The organism is Streptomyces sp. NRRL WC-3618 (assembly GCF_001280005.1).
Classification (GTDB): Bacteria; Actinomycetota; Actinomycetes; order Streptomycetales; family Streptomycetaceae; genus Streptomyces.
In genome coordinates, this window is sequence record NZ_LGDW01000059.1 from 1 (window position 1) to 18,277 (window position 18,277).

Consider the following 18,277-nt stretch of genomic DNA (forward strand, 5'->3'; position numbering starts at 1 on the left):
ACCCCCAACCCCGCCATGCCCAGCGCAGCTGACCCACACCGCCGAAGCGCATCCCGCAACGCCCACCCCTCGACGGAGTCGCCCGGCGCCGCAGCGGCAACCCCTGTCCGATACGGCCCCGTATCGAACCGCGTCGTCGGCCGAAACGCCGGCACCCCCGCGAACACCCCGCGCCGCAAGGCTTCCGCCCCCTCACCGAACGCGGTCTGTACGCCGTATCCGGTCACCGTCACTTCACGCGCCATCCGGGGCGCCCTCCTTCTGGGCGGTACGCAGGTATCCGGTGAGCCGGCGGAGCGAGGTCATCCCGGCGATGTCGTCGTCGGTGGGCTCGACGACCAGGCCGTACCGTTCCTCCACCACATGGAGCAGCCATACCAACCCCAGGGAGTCCAGGACCAGTTCGGCATCCTCGTCGAGATCGTCGGGCAGCCCCGGGAAGACCTTGCGGTCCGACAGAAGCTCCCGTACGGCGTCGGCGGTGATGTCGGTGCCGGTGGCACCGGTGCTCGTACTCATGCCTTCGCACCCCGTCGGGCGACCTCGGCGACGAGCCCGCCGAGGGTCAGGGTGGCCAGGGACTCGATGTCGGTGTCGGGAATCTCGACGCCGAACCGCGACTCCAGGCGCAGCGTCAACTCGATCAGGCTCAGGGAGTCGACGTCCAGCCCGCCGACGGTCACCGGGCTGTCGTCAGTGATGCCGTCGCGGCTGAGCAGAATGTTCATGTCATCGATGACGGAGCTCAGAACGAACTCGCGGATCTCGTCTTCCAGAGTGGAAGTACTCATGATCACTTTCTCCAGTAGGGGGAGTGAAGCGCCCCCGACAGGGGCGCGGGGCTGTGGCATTTGCGGCTCCGCCGCGTGGGCGCGACAAGCCACAAACCGGCCCGCAGACAAAAAACCAACCCGGCGATACCCCCCGCCCTACCCGGCGGAGCGGAGTGTCGCGGCCTGCCGCACCAACTTCCCGTTGGACGTGCGCGGCAACGCGTCCAGCAGCCGGATGACACGCGGCACCTTGTAGTCGGCCAGCCGCTCCCGGCACCACCGCGACAACTCCTCGGCCGACGGCCGCTCCGCACCGGCGCTGACCGCGACGTACGCCTCGGTCGTCTCCTCGTGGACCAGGACCGCCTGTTCGACGGCCGGGTGGTCGCGAAGGACGTTCTCCACCTCGGTGAGGTCGACCTTGAGGCCGCCGATCACCACGAGGGAGTCCGCGCGCCCCCGCACCAGTACCGCGCCGCCCGCGTCCAGCGTGGCCCGGTCCCGGGTGTGGAGCCAGCCGTCGGTGTACTGGGTGCCGCCCGAGTCGAAGAGGTAGGGCGACTCGTCGAGGGCGACGTCCAGTTCGCCGTGGTGTACGCGGAGCGACACGCCCGGCGCCGCCCGGCCGACCGAGGGGCGCAGTGTGCCGCCGACGTCGATGGCGATGATGCCGGTCTCCGTGGTCCCGTACGCCTCGCCGACTCCGACGCCGTACCGCTGCGTGAAGCGCGCCGCGACCTGCGGGGGCATGATCTCGCCGCCCGACACCGCGATCCGCAGGTCGGGCAGCGCGGGGGGATCGGTGGCGGCGGCGCACAGGTCGAAGTGCGTGGGTACGCCGAACAGGGCGGTGATCCGGTGCTCCACCGCCGTCCGCAGGATGTCGCGGGCGAAGACGCGGGGAGCGAAGACGACGGAGACACCGGCGGCGAGGGAGTACAGCAGGCCGCCGATCAGACCGAAGCTGTGCGCTGTCGAACTGAGCAGCAGCAGTCGGTCGCCCTCGGCCGGCATGCCCGGGACCCCGGCGAACCGGTCCACCTCGGTGGCGATCGACCGGGCTGTCCTGCCGATGACTTTCGGACGTCCGGTGGAGCCCGAGCTGAACTGGACGAGGCGGTGCGCGGTGGTGGCCGCCAGTCCGCCTCTGCGCCGTTCGGTGACGACCTCGTACTCTGACCGGAATCCGTACGTGGACCGGACGTTGGTACCGGCGCTGACCATGAACTGCGGTCGGCAGGACTCGCAGAGCGCCGCGACCTCCGGCGGTTTGAGCCGGAAGTCGAAGAGCATCACCTGCGCGCCGAGCCGCCACAGGGCGAGCAGTACCTCGATCTGCGTGAAACTGGGCGGCGTCCGCAGCCCCACGGTGCTGTCGGGCCCGATGCCGTACCCGGCGAAGACGGCGGCCTGCTTGGCCACCCGTTCCCGCAACTCGCCCCGAGTGACCATTTCCTGTTGGTGTGTCAGACAGGGCAGGCGGTCGTTGTGCGCGTCGAACAGGCGCCGCACCAGCGCGGTGAGCTCTGATTCGAGTTCGCCCATCGAATCTCAGACCTCCTTGCAGAACTCGCCGATGGGCAGGCCCACATGACGCTTGTCGGCGGCCAGGTAGCCGAGCAGTTCGTCGCCGGTCCGCAGCTCGGTGACGTTGAGGACCTTCCCGCCGGGGCCGAGCACCCGTACATGCCAGTCGTCCTGCACGGTCAGGCTGACCAGCCGGCCGTCCTCGGCGTGGGTACGGATCTCGAGGAGCGGCCGGGACTCGAGCTTCGCGCGTCCGACGACGACCCGCCGGGTGCGCCCGTCGGCGCCGACGGCGAGGAGCGCGCTGCCCGAGCCGACCTCGCTGAGGTAGTTGGTGCGGTTGTCGGGGCCGAGTGTGTACGAGTGCAGGGCGCCCGCGTTGACCCGGAACGGGCGGGTCGGCATGTAGGGCAGGGGGTGGGTCTCGCTGCAGCACAGCACGAACCCGGAGGAGTAGGAGCCGACGAGGATGCCCTCGTCCTCCTCGAAGTGCGAGCAGGTGTCCACGCAGACCCGGTCGCCGAGTCCGACGTGCCGGATGCTCTCCACGGTCAGTGTGGACAGCTCCAGTTGGGGTGTCGTCGCCTCCAGCAGCCGGGCCAGGGCGAACACGTCGTCGGCGCTGCGGGGCGTGAAGAGGATGCCGTCCGAGCCGCGTTCCAGCACGTCGAAGACGATGGCCGCCTCCTCCAGGCCGTCGACGACCGTCACGAGCTTGCCCTCGGCGGACTCGGCCGCGGCGAGCACGATCTCCAGCGGGATCTTCGTCGGGTCGGCGAAGTGGATGACCGTGTACGGCAGCACCATGGCGCCCGCGCACGACAGTTGGAGGGTGCGGTCGTCCCGTACGTCGACGAAGCCGGAGACCGGGGTGCCGCCGGCGCGGTGGTCCGCGGCGAGGGCGTCCAGCTCGTCCTGCGTGCCGAACTTCCGCAGGAGTACGTCGAACCCGTTGCCGGCCGGTGAACTGTCGCTTCCGGAGGGCGACTTGGCGTCCTTGTCGGGAGCCTTGGCGTCCCTGCCCTCCTTCGCCTCCTTCGTCTCCTTGTCGCTGAGCTTGCGCACGGCGGCCGGTGACGGCGTCGGCGCGGGACCTCCCGTGGCGAGCACCCGGGTGACCGTCGGGGGCAGGGTCCCGAGCAACTCGGCGTCGGTGGCCACAACTCCCGCCATCCGGGCGTGGATTGCCGCGTCCACCACCGCCTGGAGCTGCGGACGGGGAACCTCACGCAGGTCGATCCATGCGAACCTCATGCCACTCCTGCCACGATCGTCGAATAATTAGCCATGTGCATGCCATCAGAGATGCCGCCCGGGATGCCGTCGCCGCCTATGCCGCTGCCCTTGCCGTGCACGACGGCCGAGAGCCGGGACACCAGCGCTGCGGGCGTGGGGGAGGAGAAGATCCGGCGTCCGATGGCCAGGCCCCGGCAGCCGCTCGCCATCACGGCGGTGCCGTACTCGACGAGGTCGGAGCCGTCCGGTGGACCGCCGGCCGCGAGGACGGGGATGGGGCTGTTCGCCACCACCTCGGCCATGCGCTCGACCGGCAGGGCGACGGACGTCTTCACCATGTCGGCGCCCAGGTCGGCGGCGACATTGGCGATGTGGGCGAGAAGGGCGGGGTCGCGCGGGTCCTCGATCCGGGGGCCGCGCGGATACACCATCGCGATCAGCGGCATGCCCCACGCGTCGCAGGATCGAGCCACCGCCCCCAGGTCGGCCAGCTGCTGGGACTCGGTGTCGGAGCCGATGTTCACATGAACGCTGACCGCGTCCGCGCCGAGCGTCAGAGCCTCCTCGACGTCGGAGACCAGCACCTTGGCGTGGACGTCGGCGGAGCAGGAGGTGCTGGCGCTCAGGTGCACCACCAGCGCGCAGCTCTTCAGGATGTCCGGCGCGAAGGAGCGGGCGCGTCCCTTGTGGACGATGATCCCGTCGGCCCCGCCTGCCACGAGGGCCCGCAGCAGGTCGTCCCACTTGTCGGCGGCGACGATCGGGCCGTCCGAGACGCTGTGGTCGAGCGGGATGAGCAGATGCCGGTCGTCACCCGCCAGCGAAAGTCTTCGCAAGCGTAATTGCTTGCCGTTTTTAGGCATGCGCAATGAGCCTTCCCGGCCCGTGGGCCGCATTTTAGAAAGCCGAATCGCGACATTCCGTTGCGATTCTTCGTGTCTGGAAAATGATGGTTATAGAACTTTCAAATTCGGCGCTCACGAGCATTCACGTGTGGCTGCCTGTTGGCAAGATGCGGTTCTCGAAAAATATTTATACATGACACCGTATGAATATTGATACGAGGTTGACAGGTCCCGTGGGGTTGACGGGGTCTGTGAGTGCTGTTCGTGCGAATCTATGCGGTCTATGCGGTCTATGCGCGTTGGGGCGTTCTGCCCCTGCCCATGAATGGTTTTTTGTAGAAATTCAATTTTGATGACTAAGGTGACTGTCCTCCCGCTCAGGACCCGGAAGTGCTCCCCCCATGCCTGAATTACCGCTCAAGACCGGCGACCCGAAACTGGCCGCTTCACCCCCACAGACCGCGAACACGGCGAAATCCGAGGCCCCGCGGGTCGCCGTGGCGAGCCTGGTCGGCACCACGATCGAGTACTACGACTTCGCCGTGTACGGCACCGCCTCCGCGCTCGTCCTCGGCCCCGCCTTCTTCCCCTCCGGCAACGCGACCCTCTCCTCCATGGCCGCGTTCCTCACCTTCGCCGCGGCCTTCCTCTCCCGCCCCCTCGGCGTCATCCTGTTCGGCACGATCGGCGACCGGCTCGGCCGCAGACCCGCCCTGGTCGTCTCACTGCTGCTGATGGGCGTGGCCACGGTCGGCGTCGGACTGCTGCCCACGTACGAGACCGCCGGGTTCCTGGCCCCCGTACTGCTGGTGACACTCCGTCTGCTCCAGGGCGTCAGCATGGGCGGCGAGTGGGGCGGGGCGGTGCTGCTCGCCGCCGAACACGCGCCGCCGGGCCGGCGCGCCCTGTACGCGTCCATCCCGAACGTCGGCCCCTCGCTCGGCTTCCTTCTCTCGACCGCGGTCATCCTGCCGACAATGAACATCGTGGGCATGGACGGCTTCACCGACTGGGCCTGGCGCATCCCGTTCCTGCTCAGCACCGTCCTCGTCGCGGTCGGCCTGTGGGTGCGTACGACGGTCTCCGAGTCCCCGGTCTTCACGGCCACGACGGGGGCAGCGGACCGAAATCCGGTGCCGGAACCGGTGTCGGTCTCGGTGCCGGAGCTGTTGTCTGCGTCTGTGTCGGAGTCGGCGGCCCGCTTTCCGCTGGGCGCGGTCCTCAGGCAGTACCCCGGCCGGCTGCTGCTCGGCACCGGCGCGGCGATCGGCGGCTCGGCCGTCTACTACCTGACGATCGTCTACAGCCTCTCGTACGGCCCGACGGAACTGGGCATCCCCCGGAACACGATGCTGACCGCCGCGAGCATCGGCGCGGCGGCCGGAATCGCCATCACCCTCCCGGTCGCCAGGCTGTCCGACCGGATCGGCCGCCGTCCCCTGATGCTGGCCGGAGCCGTCGGGAGCGTGGTGTGGGCGGTACCCATGTACGCGTCGTTGAGCTCACGCGACGGGCTGGTGATCACCGGCGCCTACACGGTCGGCCTGATGTTCCTCGCGCTGATGTTCTCCCCGGTGGCGGCCTTCCTGCCGGAACTGTTCCCGGCCCGGCTGCGCTACACCGGCGCCTCCGCCGCCTTCATCCTCGCCAACACCCTCGGCGGCGGCTTCGCCCCGTCGGTCGCCACCTGGCTCAACAGCCACTGGGAATCCCCGCTCGTCCTCGGCTTCTACACGGGCTCCCTGTGCCTGGTGAGCCTCCTGTGCCTGCTGGCGCTGCCGGAGACGCGGGATCACGAGTTCGGGGTGTGAGGGGTGGGGGCGGGAGCATGCCGCCTCCGCCGGAAACCGGTCGCCCTGGTACAACAGCATCGCCTCGCTCTCCCCCGAGCCCCTCCCGCGAGATCTACACCAGGACCGGCAGCCCGACGCTTGCGAAGGTGCGGTGGGCGTAGTCGATCGCGTCGAATACCAGGGCCTGGCAGGCGGTCATGTCGGCGGCCGCCACGGTGCTCTGGGCCCGGCGGGTGAGGTCGCTCGACTGCTACAGCTGAGGCTGTCCGACGGCCGGTCTTCCGGCGGCCGGACAGCCTCACCAGCGCCCTACTTCAGAGTGGCGCACACCTTCGTGGAGCTGCCCTTGAACTGGGTGCAGATCACCGTGTTCTTGGGGAACTTGGGCCCGGTGTGGCTGTCGTTCTTCCCCCAGCCGGTGTGGGCGTCGTAGGTTCCGTCGTGCACGCGGGTCAGTGTCGCCTTCTTCCAGGACTGGCCCACCTTGTAGGTGCCGCCGGGCTTCTTGTAGAGCCAACGGGCGTACAGCGTCGACTTCTTCTTGAGATCCGACTTGTGAGCACCGACGGAGTTCAGGCCGCGCGTCGAGGACCCGCTGTTGTACCAGTACTCCCCGCTGATGCCGTACACACCCTTGACGTTGCGGATCGTCTTGTCAGCCGCAGCCGCAGGCGAGGCACTGACGGCCACCGCCAGTGTCGCCATGGTGCCCAGCGCGAGGATCTTCCCCGTTGTCTTTCGCACTCTTCCGTACCTGTCCGGCCACCCCTACGCCCCTGGGAGGCAGCCCTTCGTGTTTGATCTTGGGCGTCAGCGCAGCTTATCCAGCAGCCCTGCGGCGTCTTAGGGCGTTCACAGGGTTCCCCCATAAATGTCCGCGGGGTGACGGTTGCGCGGTCGGTCGCGCCGCCGAAACACTCCCCCCGGGACGGGCCCTGTCCGGCGGATCGTGGACGCCGACCGTCGTGTCACGGCGCGCTCGACGGCGTCGACGGCGTCGGCGTCAGTCCGCGTGCCGGGTGAACGCGGCGCGGTAGGCGGTGGGGGTGAGGCCGGTTCGTTTTGCGAGGTGTTGGCGTAGGGAGTCGGTGGTGGCCAAGCCGCTGAGGCGGGCGACCTGGTCCATCGGGAGGTCCTTGATCTCCAGGAGCTCCTGCGCCCGGTTCACCCGCTGGTGGCGACGGGCCCCGGCCGGGCCGTACAGCGCCTCGCCGAGGCGTCCGGCGCGCCCGCCCCGCAGCTGCGCCGCATGACCGTACGGGAGCTCCAGGACATCGGGCGCACCGATCCGGTCATGGCGGAGTTTCCCGAGATGCTGTACCTGTACGACCGGCCCAACATCCTCGACGCGTCGGCGACCACGAAGACCCTGGACATCACGCCCACGTCGCTCGACGAGGTACTGGCCGAGATGGCCGCGGAGCACGCACGGTCCCCCTCCCGGTCCTGATCCCCATCCCCATCCCGGTCCGGGTCCTTGCGCTGCCGGCCTGTCCGTTCGCCTCCGGCACGGACCGTTCGCCTCCGGCGTCCACGGACAGGCTCGGTCACGGCACCAAGGTGGCGTCCCTCGCGGCCGGTACGGGCAACCCGTCGAGTCCTGTCACGGGGACGGTGTCGGCACCGTCCCCGCGACAGGACTCTTCGTCGCTCCGCAACTGCCGTACCCGACACGGAAGTTCACGGGTTCCCAGGCGCCGCGAACGGGGATAGCCATAGGGTGCGGCCACAGGTCGCGGGGGCCGGCGACGGGGGGAACGCCACGTGTTCATGTACCGACGGAGTGCGTCCGGGGGCAGATCGCCCTCGCGTGGACGCGCCGCGCTGCTGTGCCTGATCCTTCTCGTCGTGGGCAGTCCCTGGGGGCAGGACCGCGCGCACGACCTCTTCATCGGCCACTTCGAGAGCGAGACCATACGCTGGCTGGTCGAGGGCGCGTTCGTCCCGAGGTGGGACCTCTCCACCGACAGGTACATCGACTACGCCGGCTCGAACATGCTGGTCGTGCAGAACATCAGCGTCGTGCTGCTGCTCGTGGCGCTCACCCGGGTGATGTCGCGATCGACGGCCCGGGGTACGGCCGGCTGGGGCCGCTGCATTCTCGCGGGTGTGCTGGTGTCGGAAGTCGTCTCCCTGCTGCGCTGGTGGATGCTGGACGCCTTCGTCGACGGACTGCACCTGTCGACCCCCGAACTGCGCTACGAACTCCTGCACCCCGCCCTCTCCTTCGGCCTGACCAGCGGAGTCCTGCTCGCCCTGCTGACCGTAGGCCTGCCGCGTGTGTCCGTCCCCGGCTCAGCCGGTGCCACCAAGGCGCTGTTCCGTCCGAACCGTCCGAACCGTCCGAACCGTTCCAGAAAGGCAGATGCCGCCATGACGACGACCCTGCGGGCGCACATGCCGGTCGGGAGCGTGCCGGGTGACGTCACCCGGTACCTGTGCGCCGCGGCCTACGTCGACGAGGAGTTCGCCGACCGGGTGGTGGACGGCGTGCTCGCCGACGAGGTCGGCGCCGTCGCGCCCTCGCCCGGCGTCGACCTGGTGGCGGTGGCCCACCACTGCCTGGCCGCGCAGGAGATGCGCCGCCAACGCGACCTGCGACTGGCGGGGGCGTTCGCGGTCGTGGCCCTGTTCGCGCCGCTGTGGCTGCTGTTCAGCGCCGTGTTCCTGTCGTTCACCGCGAGCGTCGGCCGCTCCCGGGACGGCCGCGCCACCCGTGGCCAACGCCAGCCCGGAAACAGGGCGTTGGTGAGTACGGCGGTCACCGCGGCGGTGGTGGTGCCCTTCTCCTTCCCCCTCGCCTCCGCCATCGCGTCCCTGCCCGTCTCCGGGTTCGTGAGCTGGCTGCTCGGCGCCTACCTGGGCGGGGTCCCGGCCGTCCTCGCGTCCGTCGGCGCGGTGGTGTTCGCGTACGTGACGGTCGTACGGCACGACCTCGGCATCGACCGGCTGCTGCGCACCACCATGACCCGCACCGCGTTCGCCCGGCGCCGGCTGCCGGCCCTGCCCCTGAAGCAGTGGATCGTCAACCGGATGGCGGTCGTCAAGGAGGCACGGGACGGCAACGTCACCGTCTACAGCGGATACTCACCGTTCGTCGGCTACTCCCCCGCCGCCTCCAACTGGTCGGTCGCCGTACCGCTGCTGCCCTCGGAGGACCGCGCCGACAAGAGCCGGCGCCCGGGCGGACCGGAGGCCTTCGACGTCGTCGAACTCGTCGCCCACGTACGCGAACACCTCCGCACGGTCGCCGCGCGCGGCAACACCGACAGGGTCGCGTCCTCGGGGGCCGCGGAATCCCTCGGTTCCCTCACCATCGAGGACCGGGTCTTCGTGAACGGCACCACCATCGGCGACGACCCCCGGTTCATGACGCCCGCCGGTCTGGCACCGGCCATGCGGCTGCCGGCCGAGGCGGTCGAGGACATCATGCGGCGACCCACGGGCGCGGTCCGCCACCATCTGGCGGTCTACGTGCCGTTGTGGGGCGACGACGTGGTGCCCAGCGTGCTCCTGCACTTCTCGACCGAGGGCAGAACCCTGCACCTGCAGTGCGGCAACCATGTGCTCGGCCCGGTGGGTGCCGTCTACCACGTCGTGGACCGCCTGCGTGACCCGCTCACCCCCGAGCGGCAGCGCGGGCTGCTCGCCGACGCCCTGCCCCGCACCGGCCCGGCGTTCTTCGGCGCGCCCTCCCGCGCGCTGCGCCAGGCACGTTTCGAGGCGCGGCGCACCCGGCGGATGGCGGACGAACTGACGGCCATGGAGCAGGACCCGGTCTTCGACTACGGTGCCCGGCTGAGCATGCGGGAGATCGCGACGAGCCCCGTCTACCAGAACTACTTCCAGGTCGTGGACGCCGACCGGGTCACCTCGGCCGTACAGCGCCACACCCTCGCCGCGATACGGGAGTTCCTCGACGCACGCGGCTACGACACCACCGACTTCCGCGCCCAGCAGCAGACCATCCTCAACCAGGGTGTCATTCAGCAGGGCGGTACGAGCATCATCGGCAACCAGGCGATCGGCACGGGGGCCAGCGCCACCCAGAACGTCGCGCAGACGACCGGTCCGGCCGCCGCCGGCGCCCAGAAGTAGCGACGGAAGAAGGGGTTCCGCCATGAGCGGCAGCAGTGAGATCGACCGTCCGGATCCGCCGGTCAACAACGGCCTGGTGATCAACGGCGGTACCCACTACGTGGGCAACCAGGCGATCGGCAACCACGCCCAGGCGTTCTCCGGCTCGGTGACCCTCCAGCCGCAAGCAGCAGCCCGTACGGCCGAACTCCTCGCCGTCGTGGAGCAGTTGCTCGCCGAACACCAAGCGTCCCTGACCGACCCGGAGGCCACCACCCGCGAACTACGGCGCCTGAGAGAGGAACTGGACGAGGAAGAACCCCAACCGACGGTCCTACGCCGCGCCCTGGACCGCCTGACCGAGTTCGTCCAGCCGGTGACCCCCCTGGTCGTGGCGGTGGGGGAACTCGCGCAGACGGTACGGGGGGCACTGGGGGCGTGAGGGGCACGGGGGCGGAGTGGCACGCGTAGCCGGCCGGTTCAGCAGGGCCTGACGAACCAGACGGGGGTCCAGTCATAGCTCGCATTGCTGAAGGGAGCAGCAGGCGTGACGTCGATGACAGTACGGTTCTGGTTCTTGAACAGGGCCTGGGTGCCACGGGTCTGGAGGTTGTAGTAGGAGCCGTCGCCGGTCCAGTCCTGCAGCGCGTAGTCCTGGCAGTGGTACAGGGCAACTCGGTCGCCCAGGCCCAGGACATCGCGGTACATGCAGAAGTAGTCCTGGGAGCACTCCCACTGTGCTGTTGCGGCACGGCTTCCGGTCGGCTTGCTCAAGTCACGCACACGCTTCTCGCCGGGAACGGTGACTGTCAGCGTGGCGCCGTCGGCCAGGGCGATCTCGTTCGCCGCGACCTGCTGTCCGTGGTGGCGGGCAAGGTAGTGGTCCACCTTCGCCTGGAGAGACTTGGCGGCATCCTGGCTGAGACCGGCGGCGCGGGCCTGTGCGCCGAAGGCTGCCTTGCTGTGCGTCGTCTCCGCGGATGCGGGTCCCGCCAAGCTCACAGACAACACAGCCACGGCTGCGGCTGCGAGGGATGCGTAGCGCTTCAAGATGGACATGCCATTCCTTTCCTGACGAACCAAGAGACAACCAGGAACTGGCAGTGGAGTTCGCCGCCCCATGGCGGGGAACCTACTCGGCCTGCCCTGCGTAGCGTCCTGACATCTGTCAGGACAACGACACGCAAAGCAGCGCGCTTGGCGCTCTACAGCACGCGGTACACCCGCTCGGTCACCGGGACTGTTCCGCGTCCGTCTGCGGAATGTCCCGCCGCTCCAGCGGGCGTACCGCCGGGCCCTGGAGAATCCGGCCGTCGGGGGCGAAGCGGGAGCCGTGGCACGGGCACTCCCAGGCCTGTTCCGCGTCGTTGAAGGCGACGACGCAGCCGAGGTGGGTGCAGAGTGCCGAGACGGCCTGGAGTGAGCCGTTCTCGTCCCGGTGGACGGCGCAGCGGTGTCCGCCGAGGCGGAGCACCGCGCCGTGGCCCGGTGGGATGTCGCCCACCTCGGGGGCCGTCATGGTCGGCAGGCGGTCGCCGACGAAGTGCCGGGCCACCTGCGCCTGGTGCTTGAGGAACGACATCCCCTCGCGGACCACGGGCGCGAGGCGACGTGGGTCGTAGAGGTCGCTCCAGTCGGACGGGAGGCCGTTGATCCGGTCGCTGAGGAGGCGGCCCGCCATGATGCCGCCGCTCAGGCCCCAGCCGCCGAACCCGGTGGCCACCCAGGTGTGCCGGCTGCCGTGCCGGAGCGGTCCGACCAGCGGTACGGAGTCGGTCGAGTCGTTGTCCTGGGTGGCCCAGCGGTGGGTGAACGTGAGGCCGGGGAAGTGGTCGTCGGCCCAGCCGGACAGCCGCGCGAACCTCTCCTCGACGTCGGTGGCGCCGGGGGTGAAGTGCTCGCCGGTGACGATCAGGAGGCGCTTGCCGTCGCCATACGGGGCACTGCGTACCGAGCGGGTGTTCTGTTCCGGCGTGATGTACATGTCGCGCGGGGCCTGGTCCTCGTCGATGGTCGCGGCGACGACGAGTTCGCGGCGCGGGCTGAGGCGGGTGAACAGGAGGGCGCGGTCGAAGACGGGGTAGTGCGTGGCGACCACGACCTCGTTCGCGCGCACCGAGACCCCGGCGTCGGTGCGCAGCAGACAGGGCTCGCCCTCGGTGAGACCGACGACGCGTGTCCCCTCGTACACCGTGCCGCCCTGTCGGCGCAGGTCGTCGGTGAGCGCCAGCAGGTACTTGAGGGGGTGGAACTGGGCCTGGCCGCTCACCCGGACCGCGCCGGCGACCGGGAAGGGCAGGTCGGTCGTGGTGACGAACTCGGCCGCCAGACCCGCCTCGCGCGCCGCCTCGGCCTCCGCGCGCAGTTCCTCGACGCGTCGCGGGTCTTCGGCGTACGTGAAGGCGGCGGCCTCCTCCCACTCGCAGTCGATGCCGAGCTCGTCGACGATGCCGGCGGCGTGCCGGATCGCCTCGGACTGGGAGCGGGCGTACAGACGTGCGCTCTCGGGGCCGCGGGTGCGGCGCAGGTGGTCGTAGATCAGGGTGTGCTGGGCGGTCAGCTTGGCCGTCGTACGGCCGGTGACCCCGGCGGCGACGCGGTCGGCCTCCAGCACCGCCACCTCGCGTCCCTGCCGGACCAGCTCCCAGGCGGTGCTGAGGCCGGCGATGCCGCCGCCGATCACCGCGACGTCGACGGTGAGGTCACCGGAGGGCGGGGGAGCGGGGGTGGCGGGCGGCGCGGTCTCCAGCCAGTAGGAGCCCTGGATTCCGGTTTCGGGGTTCATGCACGGCCGAGTGCCCCCTGGGCCGTGCGATACGCGCCGACCTCGAATCCTTAGTGGATGTCTGGTGGATGTCTTCAATCCGTCGGCCTGGGTACCCGAGTCGTGCGGAAAGAGCGCCAATGCCGCGAACGATGTCCAATGCCTCAGACGAGGAGGAAAGCATGAGCACGGTGAAGGAAGCAGTGGACGTGCAGGTTCCCGTTCACACGGCCTACAACCAGTGGACTCAGTTCGAGGAGTTCCCGAAGTTCATGGAGGGTGTGGAGGAGGTGCGGCAGCTGGACGAGCGGCACAACCACTGGACCACCAAGATCGGTGGGGTGCGGCGCGAGTTCGACACCGAGATCGTCGACCAGATGGCGGACGACCGGATCACCTGGCGGACGGTCGGCGGCGACACCCAGCAGCGCGGCTCCGTACGGTTCGAGCGTCTCGACGAGACGCACACGCGCGTGGAGCTGACGATGGACGTCGAGCCCACCGGTATGGCCGAGAAGGGCGCGGACGCGCTCGGCATGATCGACCGCCGCGTCAAGGGAGACCTGCGCCGCTTCAAGGACTTCATCGAGGAGCACGGCGGTGAGACGGGCGCCTGGCGAGGCCGCATCCGGCCGGACGACCAGGGTGTCTCCGGCACCGCAGGCGCCACGGGCACACCTGGCGCCACCGGCACACCTGGCGCCACCGGTACCCCCGGTCACACCGGCAGCCCCAGTGACATGCCCGGCACCCCCGGCCACCCGGGTACGCCCGGAGCCCCCGGCACCTCCGACCCGCTCCTCTGACCCCAGGTGACCGTCCGACTGGCTGACCGTCCGACCGACCGTCTGACAGCCGTCGGCCCTCAGCCCTCCACGCCGGTGGAGCCGTGCGCGGCGCCCACCGGCTTGGACTCGGGGGATCCTCGTTGCCGCAGGTAGATCGAGAGAACCGCCATCGAGGCGACGGCCAGCAGTTCGGACTGCCAGTTCTGCAGCGTGCGGTTCCAGAAGTCGGCGGCGCCCAGGTATCCGGCCCAGCTCAGCGGGGCCTGGAGCTGCCGTAGCCGCTGTTCGTCGTAGGCGGCCGTGCCGCTGATCGACTGGACCAGCCACGACAGCAGGAAGATCGTCCCCATCACCAGCAGCAGGGAGTGCGAGTAGACGGCGCGCCGCCATCCGCCGGCCCTGACCCACTTGGGCGAGTCCGCCGTGGCGTGCGCGCCGACCAGCTGCTCCTTGTCGGACTCGGTGCCCGCCTTGTGCATCTCCTTGGACTCCGGCGAGCCGCGCTGCAGCAGCCAGATGGTCGCGCCGACGTAGAGGAAGAACTGCAGGTACTCCGACTGCCAGTTCTCCGTCACGTCGACCGCGAAGTCGGACGTCGTCAGGTACTCGCCCAGCGAGATCTGCTGGAGCTGGTCGGCGGCCAGCTGGTTGTTGAAGTCGGCGTGTCCGGAGATCGCCTGTCCGGCGATCGCCAGCACGAACGTGATCAGGAAGAACAGCCCCAGCGCGTTGTTCCGCAGGAAGCCCCGCGCGCGTGGGGCGGTCGGTCGGGCAGTCAGTCGGGCGGTCATCTGTGCATCAGCCCCAGGGCCGCCGAATAGGCGAGACCGACCGCGATGACCCCGACGACGACGGTGAACATGACCCTCACACCTCACCCACCCTTGATCGCGCACTGGTACGGCACCTTGGGCCGTGGTTCGCAGCCGGCGGCCACGACCTTCCAGCCGGAGGTGAAGTGGGACAGGAACAGGGTGTCCGAGGAGAGCACGGCCCGTGCCTGGTTGCCGTAGACGTCGGTCCGTCGCACGCCCCCGCCCGGCTTCAGCGACTCCTCGCCCACGGCCTTGGGGCAGGGGCTGCCGGACGACTGCTCGAGCTCGTCCAGCGTCGCGGGCGCGAGAACGGCGCACACACGGTCGTACGCCCCTTCAGCGAGCGCCTTTTCGAACACGGCAGCCGTGTGGCGCACGTCGTCCCGCCGCTGCGCCACCGTGCCGCACCCGCCGAGGGTGCCGACGGCCAGCAGGACGGAAACCGTCACCGCGTACGCACTCCGGATCATCCGCTCACCTCCCCCGGCAGTAGACCGCAACGAGGCTCACGCGAACGGCTGCCGCGCTCCCGCCTTCCCCCGCCCGGCCGAAACCGGAAGACACGTGTCCTCGCGCAGGCCGGTGGCGCCCGTTCGCCAGGCGCCGAGCAGCCGGTCCGACAGGCGGGTTTCGAGGTACGTGGTGGCGTGGACGCCGAACACCACGTCGGCGTCCAGGTGCGGTTCGTCCTCCAGGAGGCCGCCGACGACGTCGTGCCGTACGACCTGTTCGTGCACCGCGTCCGCCGTCACGTGCTCGGTGTAGAAGCGCACGGCCGCCGGGCCCGCGCCCACCCGGCGCATCGCCTCGGCGAGGCGGCGCGAGCCCGGGGACGACGTCACCTCGACGGCCGCGAAGTGCCCGACGAGCGCCGCGCGCAGCGCCCGGTGCAGACCGAAGAGGGACATCAGGTTGACGGTGGCGAGGGCCTCGGCCGGCGCGGCGTCGACGTAACGGCCGTAGGTGGGGTCCAGCCCCAGGTCCGCCATGAGGTCGGCGAAGAGCTGCGCGTGGACCTCGTCGGCGCGGCCGGCGCCGAACTCGTCGAACTCCACGGCGACCATGGCCGCCTTGGCCCGGCCGTGGAGCCGGGGGAGGACCCAGGCGTGCGGATCCGCTTCCTTGAGGTGGTAGAGCGAGCGGACCGCCGCGTATACGCGCAGGTGTTCGAGGGTGCCTTCGTCGCGGAGGAAGTACGAGACGCCGGTGCCGTCGTCGCCGACCGGTTCGAGCTGGAGTTCGTCCAGCGCCTGAGCGGCCGTCTCCGTGGCGGCGACCGGCACGTCCTCGCGCAACGCGCCCAGGAAGCGGTCCTCCAGCGCGGCGCGGAAGGCCAGCAGCCCGCTGTCCCATTCGAGGCTGTCCGGGACGTCCTGGAAGCCCTGGTAGTGCAGCTCGTACAGGACGTAGAGGGCGAGTTGCAGGTCGTCGCCGTACGGGGAGCAGCCGTCGACGGGCGCTGGCACCCGCGCGTCGCCCGATCCCGATCCCCGCAGCAGGTCCGTCACGGCGGCGGACAGCGGTCCGCGCGGTTCGGGCAGCGGCGGGGGCCGGAGCCGGAACCGCTGCCGGGAGGGAGAGGAGGCGGGGGCGGCGGTCATGGGGCGTTGTCGCCTTTCTCGGCGGGCGGTTTGCGGCGGCGGCAGCGGTGGCTCGTGTCGCACCAGGGGAACTCGCGGCTGCGGCGGCAGGTGCAGACCGCCACGGTGAAGCGGTCCGAGACGGTCAACTCGCCGTCCTCGCCGACCACTTCCACCGGCCCCTCGATCAGCAGGGGGCCGTCGCGCTGGACGCGGATACGGCGAGGGCGTTCAGGCATGGGCGTGTTCGGTGTGTTCGGCACGGATCACCACCAGTTCCTCCGTCGTACCGTCGCCTGCCGTCAGCCCCTGTTGCCGCAGCCAGGTGAGTCGGGAACGCAGCACCCTCCCGTACGGCACCGCGGCCCGGTCGACGACCTCCGCCCGCAGGCCGGCCTTCTCCAGGCGGGCCAGGGTCGCGTCGACCCCGCACAGGTGCGAGTGCACGATCAGGAGGGTCCCCGTCGGCCGCAGGACCGCCGGGGCGGAGTCGCAGATGCGGTCGATCAGCCGGCGCCCGTCCCTTCCGGCGTCCCAGGCCCTGGCGAGGCCCCGGGGCGGGGCGGTGTCCGGGGCGGGCACGTACGGCGGGTTGCTGATCACCAGGTCGAAGCGGTGCCCGGGTACGGCCGACGCCAGGTCGCCGTGGCGTACGCGCAGGGACTCCCCGTTCAGCAGGGCGTTGAGGCGGGCGGCGGCGAGCGCCCGCCAGGAGATGTCGACGGCGGTGACCCGGCCGCCGAGCCGGGCCGCCTCGACCGCGAGCAGGCCGCTTCCGGTGCCCAGGTCCAGTACGTCCGTGCGCGCCGTGATGCCCTCGCGGCGTATCGCCTGCCCGAGCAGCCGGGTGTCGGTCTGTGGTGCGTACACGCCCGGCGGCACCCAGCAGCGGAGCGGGTGGGGCCCGGCGGTGAGGGCTTCGGCGGTCATGGGAGCCCCTCGGTCGCCTCGGTGGGGGACGGTTCCGGGGGCTTCTTGAGGGTGCGGTTGACGACAGGTGTTGCTCGCACGATCGCTCCGACATGGACATAGGGGACAGACGGGCCACTGTGCGGACACGGGCCGCTCAGCGCACCACGAGTACCCCCTGGCGGCAGGCGTAACGGCCATGTGCGGGCAAGGTCAATGTGGGCGTTGGGGTCCCGGCTGAAGCTGGTGGGCTTCTGAGGTGATCTATTCGTCGTCGAAAGACCGTCTCGCCGGCCCGGGGGTCGCGGGCGTGCGGCGTGTGGAACAGCGGGCCGTGCGGCGAGCCCGGTTGGTCCTCGGCGCGGTCGCCGCCCGCCGGGTCCAGGTGCCCGCTGCCCAGCGCCTTCGCGAAGGCGACGCGCTCGTCGTGGTTCCCGGTCGTGCGGAACACCGAGATGCCCCGCTCCCGGGCGAACGCGCCCACCAGGTCTCGTACGACCGCCTACTCCTCGGGCGCCCCGCTGTCCGCGAGGTCCCCGCTGACGACGACGGCCGAGAGGCCCGCGAGATGCCGTACGTCGGTGAGCATCCCGCGCAGTGACGCGTTGGGTGCGCCGGCGTGGTCGATGTGGGTGTCGGAGAGATGCGGGATCCGCATCCTGTCGACGCTATGCCGGGCCTGGACAGAGCATGGTCGTTTTCGGGCCGCCGATGTCCGATCCAGCCTGAAACCGGTCGGGCTTTCCCTCTCTGCACGTCTGCGTCGCGACCGAGGGAGAGGACCGGGCCTCCGGCCGACTATCGTCGACCAGATGAAAGGCCGGACAAAGGGCTGGACAAGGGCCGGGGTGCCTTAGATGAAGAGGGGGGTGCTCGCGTCTCACACAGGAGGCAATGCGATTCTCTGGGAAGTCGTACAGGTGAGACGCGTGGGGCAAATGGTACCCATGGGGCGGATGGGGCGGGAGGTCTACGAGGCGTGGCGAACGCGGAGCACGGTGGTGGAGCGGGAGGTGCCTTCGGAGGGGGTGGCGCCCAGGCAGTGCGGGCACGGCTGAAGGTGGCCCGCGTGGTGCTCTGGCTCATCGTCGCCGTCCTCGCGGTCAGACAGGTGGCCGCCGTCCTCGGCACCCCGAAGGCGGACCGGCTGACGGATCTGGAGACCTGGGT

18 protein-coding genes and 3 pseudogenes are annotated in these 18,277 nt (G+C 70.1%); 5 read left to right on the top strand and 16 right to left on the bottom strand.

Features of this window, described 5'->3' with window-relative positions:
• The 6 genes and pseudogenes from ADL01_RS45905 to ADL01_RS08470 form a co-directional block, all read right to left on the bottom strand.
• Positions 1 to 245, bottom strand: a pseudogene (locus tag ADL01_RS45905) (beta-ketoacyl-[acyl-carrier-protein] synthase family protein); the annotation flags it as partial.
• Entirely contained in the window at positions 235 to 519 is a 285-nt protein-coding gene (locus tag ADL01_RS08450) for a hypothetical protein (protein ID WP_053741286.1), read from the bottom strand. The pseudogene ADL01_RS45905 and the gene ADL01_RS08450, both read right to left, overlap by 11 nt.
• A complete protein-coding gene (locus ADL01_RS08455) occupies positions 516 to 791 on the bottom strand; it encodes an acyl carrier protein (RefSeq protein WP_199834778.1) in 276 nt (91 codons plus the stop codon). The genes ADL01_RS08450 and ADL01_RS08455 overlap by 4 nt, the downstream gene beginning before the upstream one ends.
• Positions 792 to 929: 138 nt before the next feature.
• Entirely contained in the window at positions 930 to 2,318 is a 1,389-nt protein-coding gene (locus ADL01_RS08460; RefSeq protein ID WP_053741287.1) for a class I adenylate-forming enzyme family protein, read from the bottom strand.
• Between the two features lie 6 nt (positions 2,319 to 2,324).
• Positions 2,325 to 3,554, bottom strand: coding sequence for a 3-dehydroquinate synthase II family protein (locus tag ADL01_RS08465; RefSeq protein ID WP_053741288.1), 1,230 nt, complete (start codon positions 3,552 to 3,554; stop codon positions 2,325 to 2,327).
• Positions 3,551 to 4,399, bottom strand: a complete 849-nt coding sequence (locus tag ADL01_RS08470; protein WP_078960397.1) for a 2-amino-3,7-dideoxy-D-threo-hept-6-ulosonate synthase — start codon at positions 4,397 to 4,399, stop codon at positions 3,551 to 3,553. The genes ADL01_RS08465 and ADL01_RS08470 overlap by 4 nt, the downstream gene beginning before the upstream one ends.
• Positions 4,400 to 4,782: 383 nt before the next feature.
• Here ADL01_RS08470 and ADL01_RS08475 point away from each other — a divergent pair, with 383 nt between their 5' ends.
• A complete protein-coding gene (locus ADL01_RS08475) occupies positions 4,783 to 6,192 on the top strand; it encodes an MFS transporter (RefSeq protein WP_053741289.1) in 1,410 nt (469 codons plus the stop codon).
• A gap of 291 nt (positions 6,193 to 6,483) precedes the next feature.
• Here ADL01_RS08475 and ADL01_RS08480 read toward each other — a convergent pair whose 3' ends face one another.
• Together ADL01_RS08480 and ADL01_RS41550 are read right to left on the bottom strand one after the other, a co-directional pair.
• Complete coding sequence (locus ADL01_RS08480; RefSeq protein WP_053741290.1) at positions 6,484 to 6,918, bottom strand: hypothetical protein; 435 nt, start codon at positions 6,916 to 6,918, stop codon at positions 6,484 to 6,486.
• Between the two features lie 259 nt (positions 6,919 to 7,177).
• Positions 7,178 to 7,351, bottom strand: a pseudogene (locus ADL01_RS41550) (AraC family transcriptional regulator); the annotation flags it as partial.
• Here ADL01_RS41550 and ADL01_RS45285 point away from each other — a divergent pair.
• The 3 genes from ADL01_RS45285 (at position 7,349) to ADL01_RS08495 (ending at position 10,693) form a co-directional block, all read left to right on the top strand.
• The gene (locus ADL01_RS45285) at positions 7,349 to 7,624 is read left to right on the top strand and encodes a hypothetical protein (RefSeq protein ID WP_053741291.1); all 276 of its coding nucleotides are present in this window, start codon (positions 7,349 to 7,351) and stop codon (positions 7,622 to 7,624) included. The pseudogene ADL01_RS41550 and the gene ADL01_RS45285 overlap by 3 nt on opposite strands.
• A 398-nt stretch (positions 7,625 to 8,022) precedes the next feature.
• Positions 8,023 to 10,272: a hypothetical protein gene (locus tag ADL01_RS08490; protein WP_324614586.1), complete on the top strand. Its 2,250-nt coding sequence runs from the start codon at positions 8,023 to 8,025 to the stop codon at positions 10,270 to 10,272.
• A gap of 22 nt (positions 10,273 to 10,294) precedes the next feature.
• Positions 10,295 to 10,693, top strand: coding sequence for a hypothetical protein (locus ADL01_RS08495; RefSeq protein WP_053741293.1), 399 nt, complete (start codon positions 10,295 to 10,297; stop codon positions 10,691 to 10,693).
• Between the two features lie 38 nt (positions 10,694 to 10,731).
• Here ADL01_RS08495 and ADL01_RS08500 read toward each other — a convergent pair whose 3' ends face one another.
• Together ADL01_RS08500 and ADL01_RS08505 are read right to left on the bottom strand one after the other, a co-directional pair.
• Positions 10,732 to 11,310: a hypothetical protein gene (locus ADL01_RS08500; protein ID WP_053741294.1), complete on the bottom strand. Its 579-nt coding sequence runs from the start codon at positions 11,308 to 11,310 to the stop codon at positions 10,732 to 10,734.
• 172 nt (positions 11,311 to 11,482) lie between these two features.
• Positions 11,483 to 13,036 (bottom strand): FAD-dependent oxidoreductase, encoded by a 1,554-nt coding sequence (locus tag ADL01_RS08505; RefSeq protein WP_053741295.1) that lies wholly within the window; start codon positions 13,034 to 13,036, stop codon positions 11,483 to 11,485.
• Positions 13,037 to 13,197: 161 nt separating this feature from the next.
• Between ADL01_RS08505 and ADL01_RS08510 the strand changes: the two are divergent.
• A pseudogene (locus tag ADL01_RS08510) lies at positions 13,198 to 13,656 on the top strand (SRPBCC family protein); the annotation flags it as partial.
• 224 nt (positions 13,657 to 13,880) lie between these two features.
• On the opposite strand, the gene ADL01_RS08515 reads toward ADL01_RS08510, so the two are convergent.
• The 6 genes from ADL01_RS08515 to ADL01_RS45290 form a co-directional block, all read right to left on the bottom strand.
• Positions 13,881 to 14,594 carry a DUF6766 family protein gene (locus ADL01_RS08515; RefSeq protein ID WP_053741297.1) on the bottom strand — a complete coding sequence of 238 codons (714 nt, stop codon included), beginning with the start codon at positions 14,592 to 14,594 and terminating at the stop codon, positions 13,881 to 13,883.
• An 83-nt stretch (positions 14,595 to 14,677) separates the two neighbouring features.
• Positions 14,678 to 15,088 carry a hypothetical protein gene (locus tag ADL01_RS08520; protein WP_053741298.1) on the bottom strand — a complete coding sequence of 137 codons (411 nt, stop codon included), beginning with the start codon at positions 15,086 to 15,088 and terminating at the stop codon, positions 14,678 to 14,680.
• A gap of 36 nt (positions 15,089 to 15,124) precedes the next feature.
• Positions 15,125 to 16,219, bottom strand: a complete 1,095-nt coding sequence (locus ADL01_RS08525; protein ID WP_053741299.1) for an iron-containing redox enzyme family protein — start codon at positions 16,217 to 16,219, stop codon at positions 15,125 to 15,127.
• Entirely contained in the window at positions 16,216 to 16,437 is a 222-nt protein-coding gene (locus tag ADL01_RS08530; RefSeq protein WP_053741300.1) for a CDGSH iron-sulfur domain-containing protein, read from the bottom strand. The genes ADL01_RS08525 and ADL01_RS08530 overlap by 4 nt, the downstream gene beginning before the upstream one ends.
• Entirely contained in the window at positions 16,430 to 17,128 is a 699-nt protein-coding gene (locus tag ADL01_RS08535) for a HemK2/MTQ2 family protein methyltransferase (protein ID WP_053741301.1), read from the bottom strand. Before ADL01_RS08535 ends, ADL01_RS08530 begins: the two co-directional genes overlap by 8 nt.
• 481 nt (positions 17,129 to 17,609) lie before the next feature.
• A complete protein-coding gene (locus ADL01_RS45290) occupies positions 17,610 to 17,765 on the bottom strand; it encodes a metallophosphoesterase family protein (protein ID WP_199834779.1) in 156 nt (51 codons plus the stop codon).
• Positions 17,766 to 18,277 lie beyond the last annotated feature (512 nt).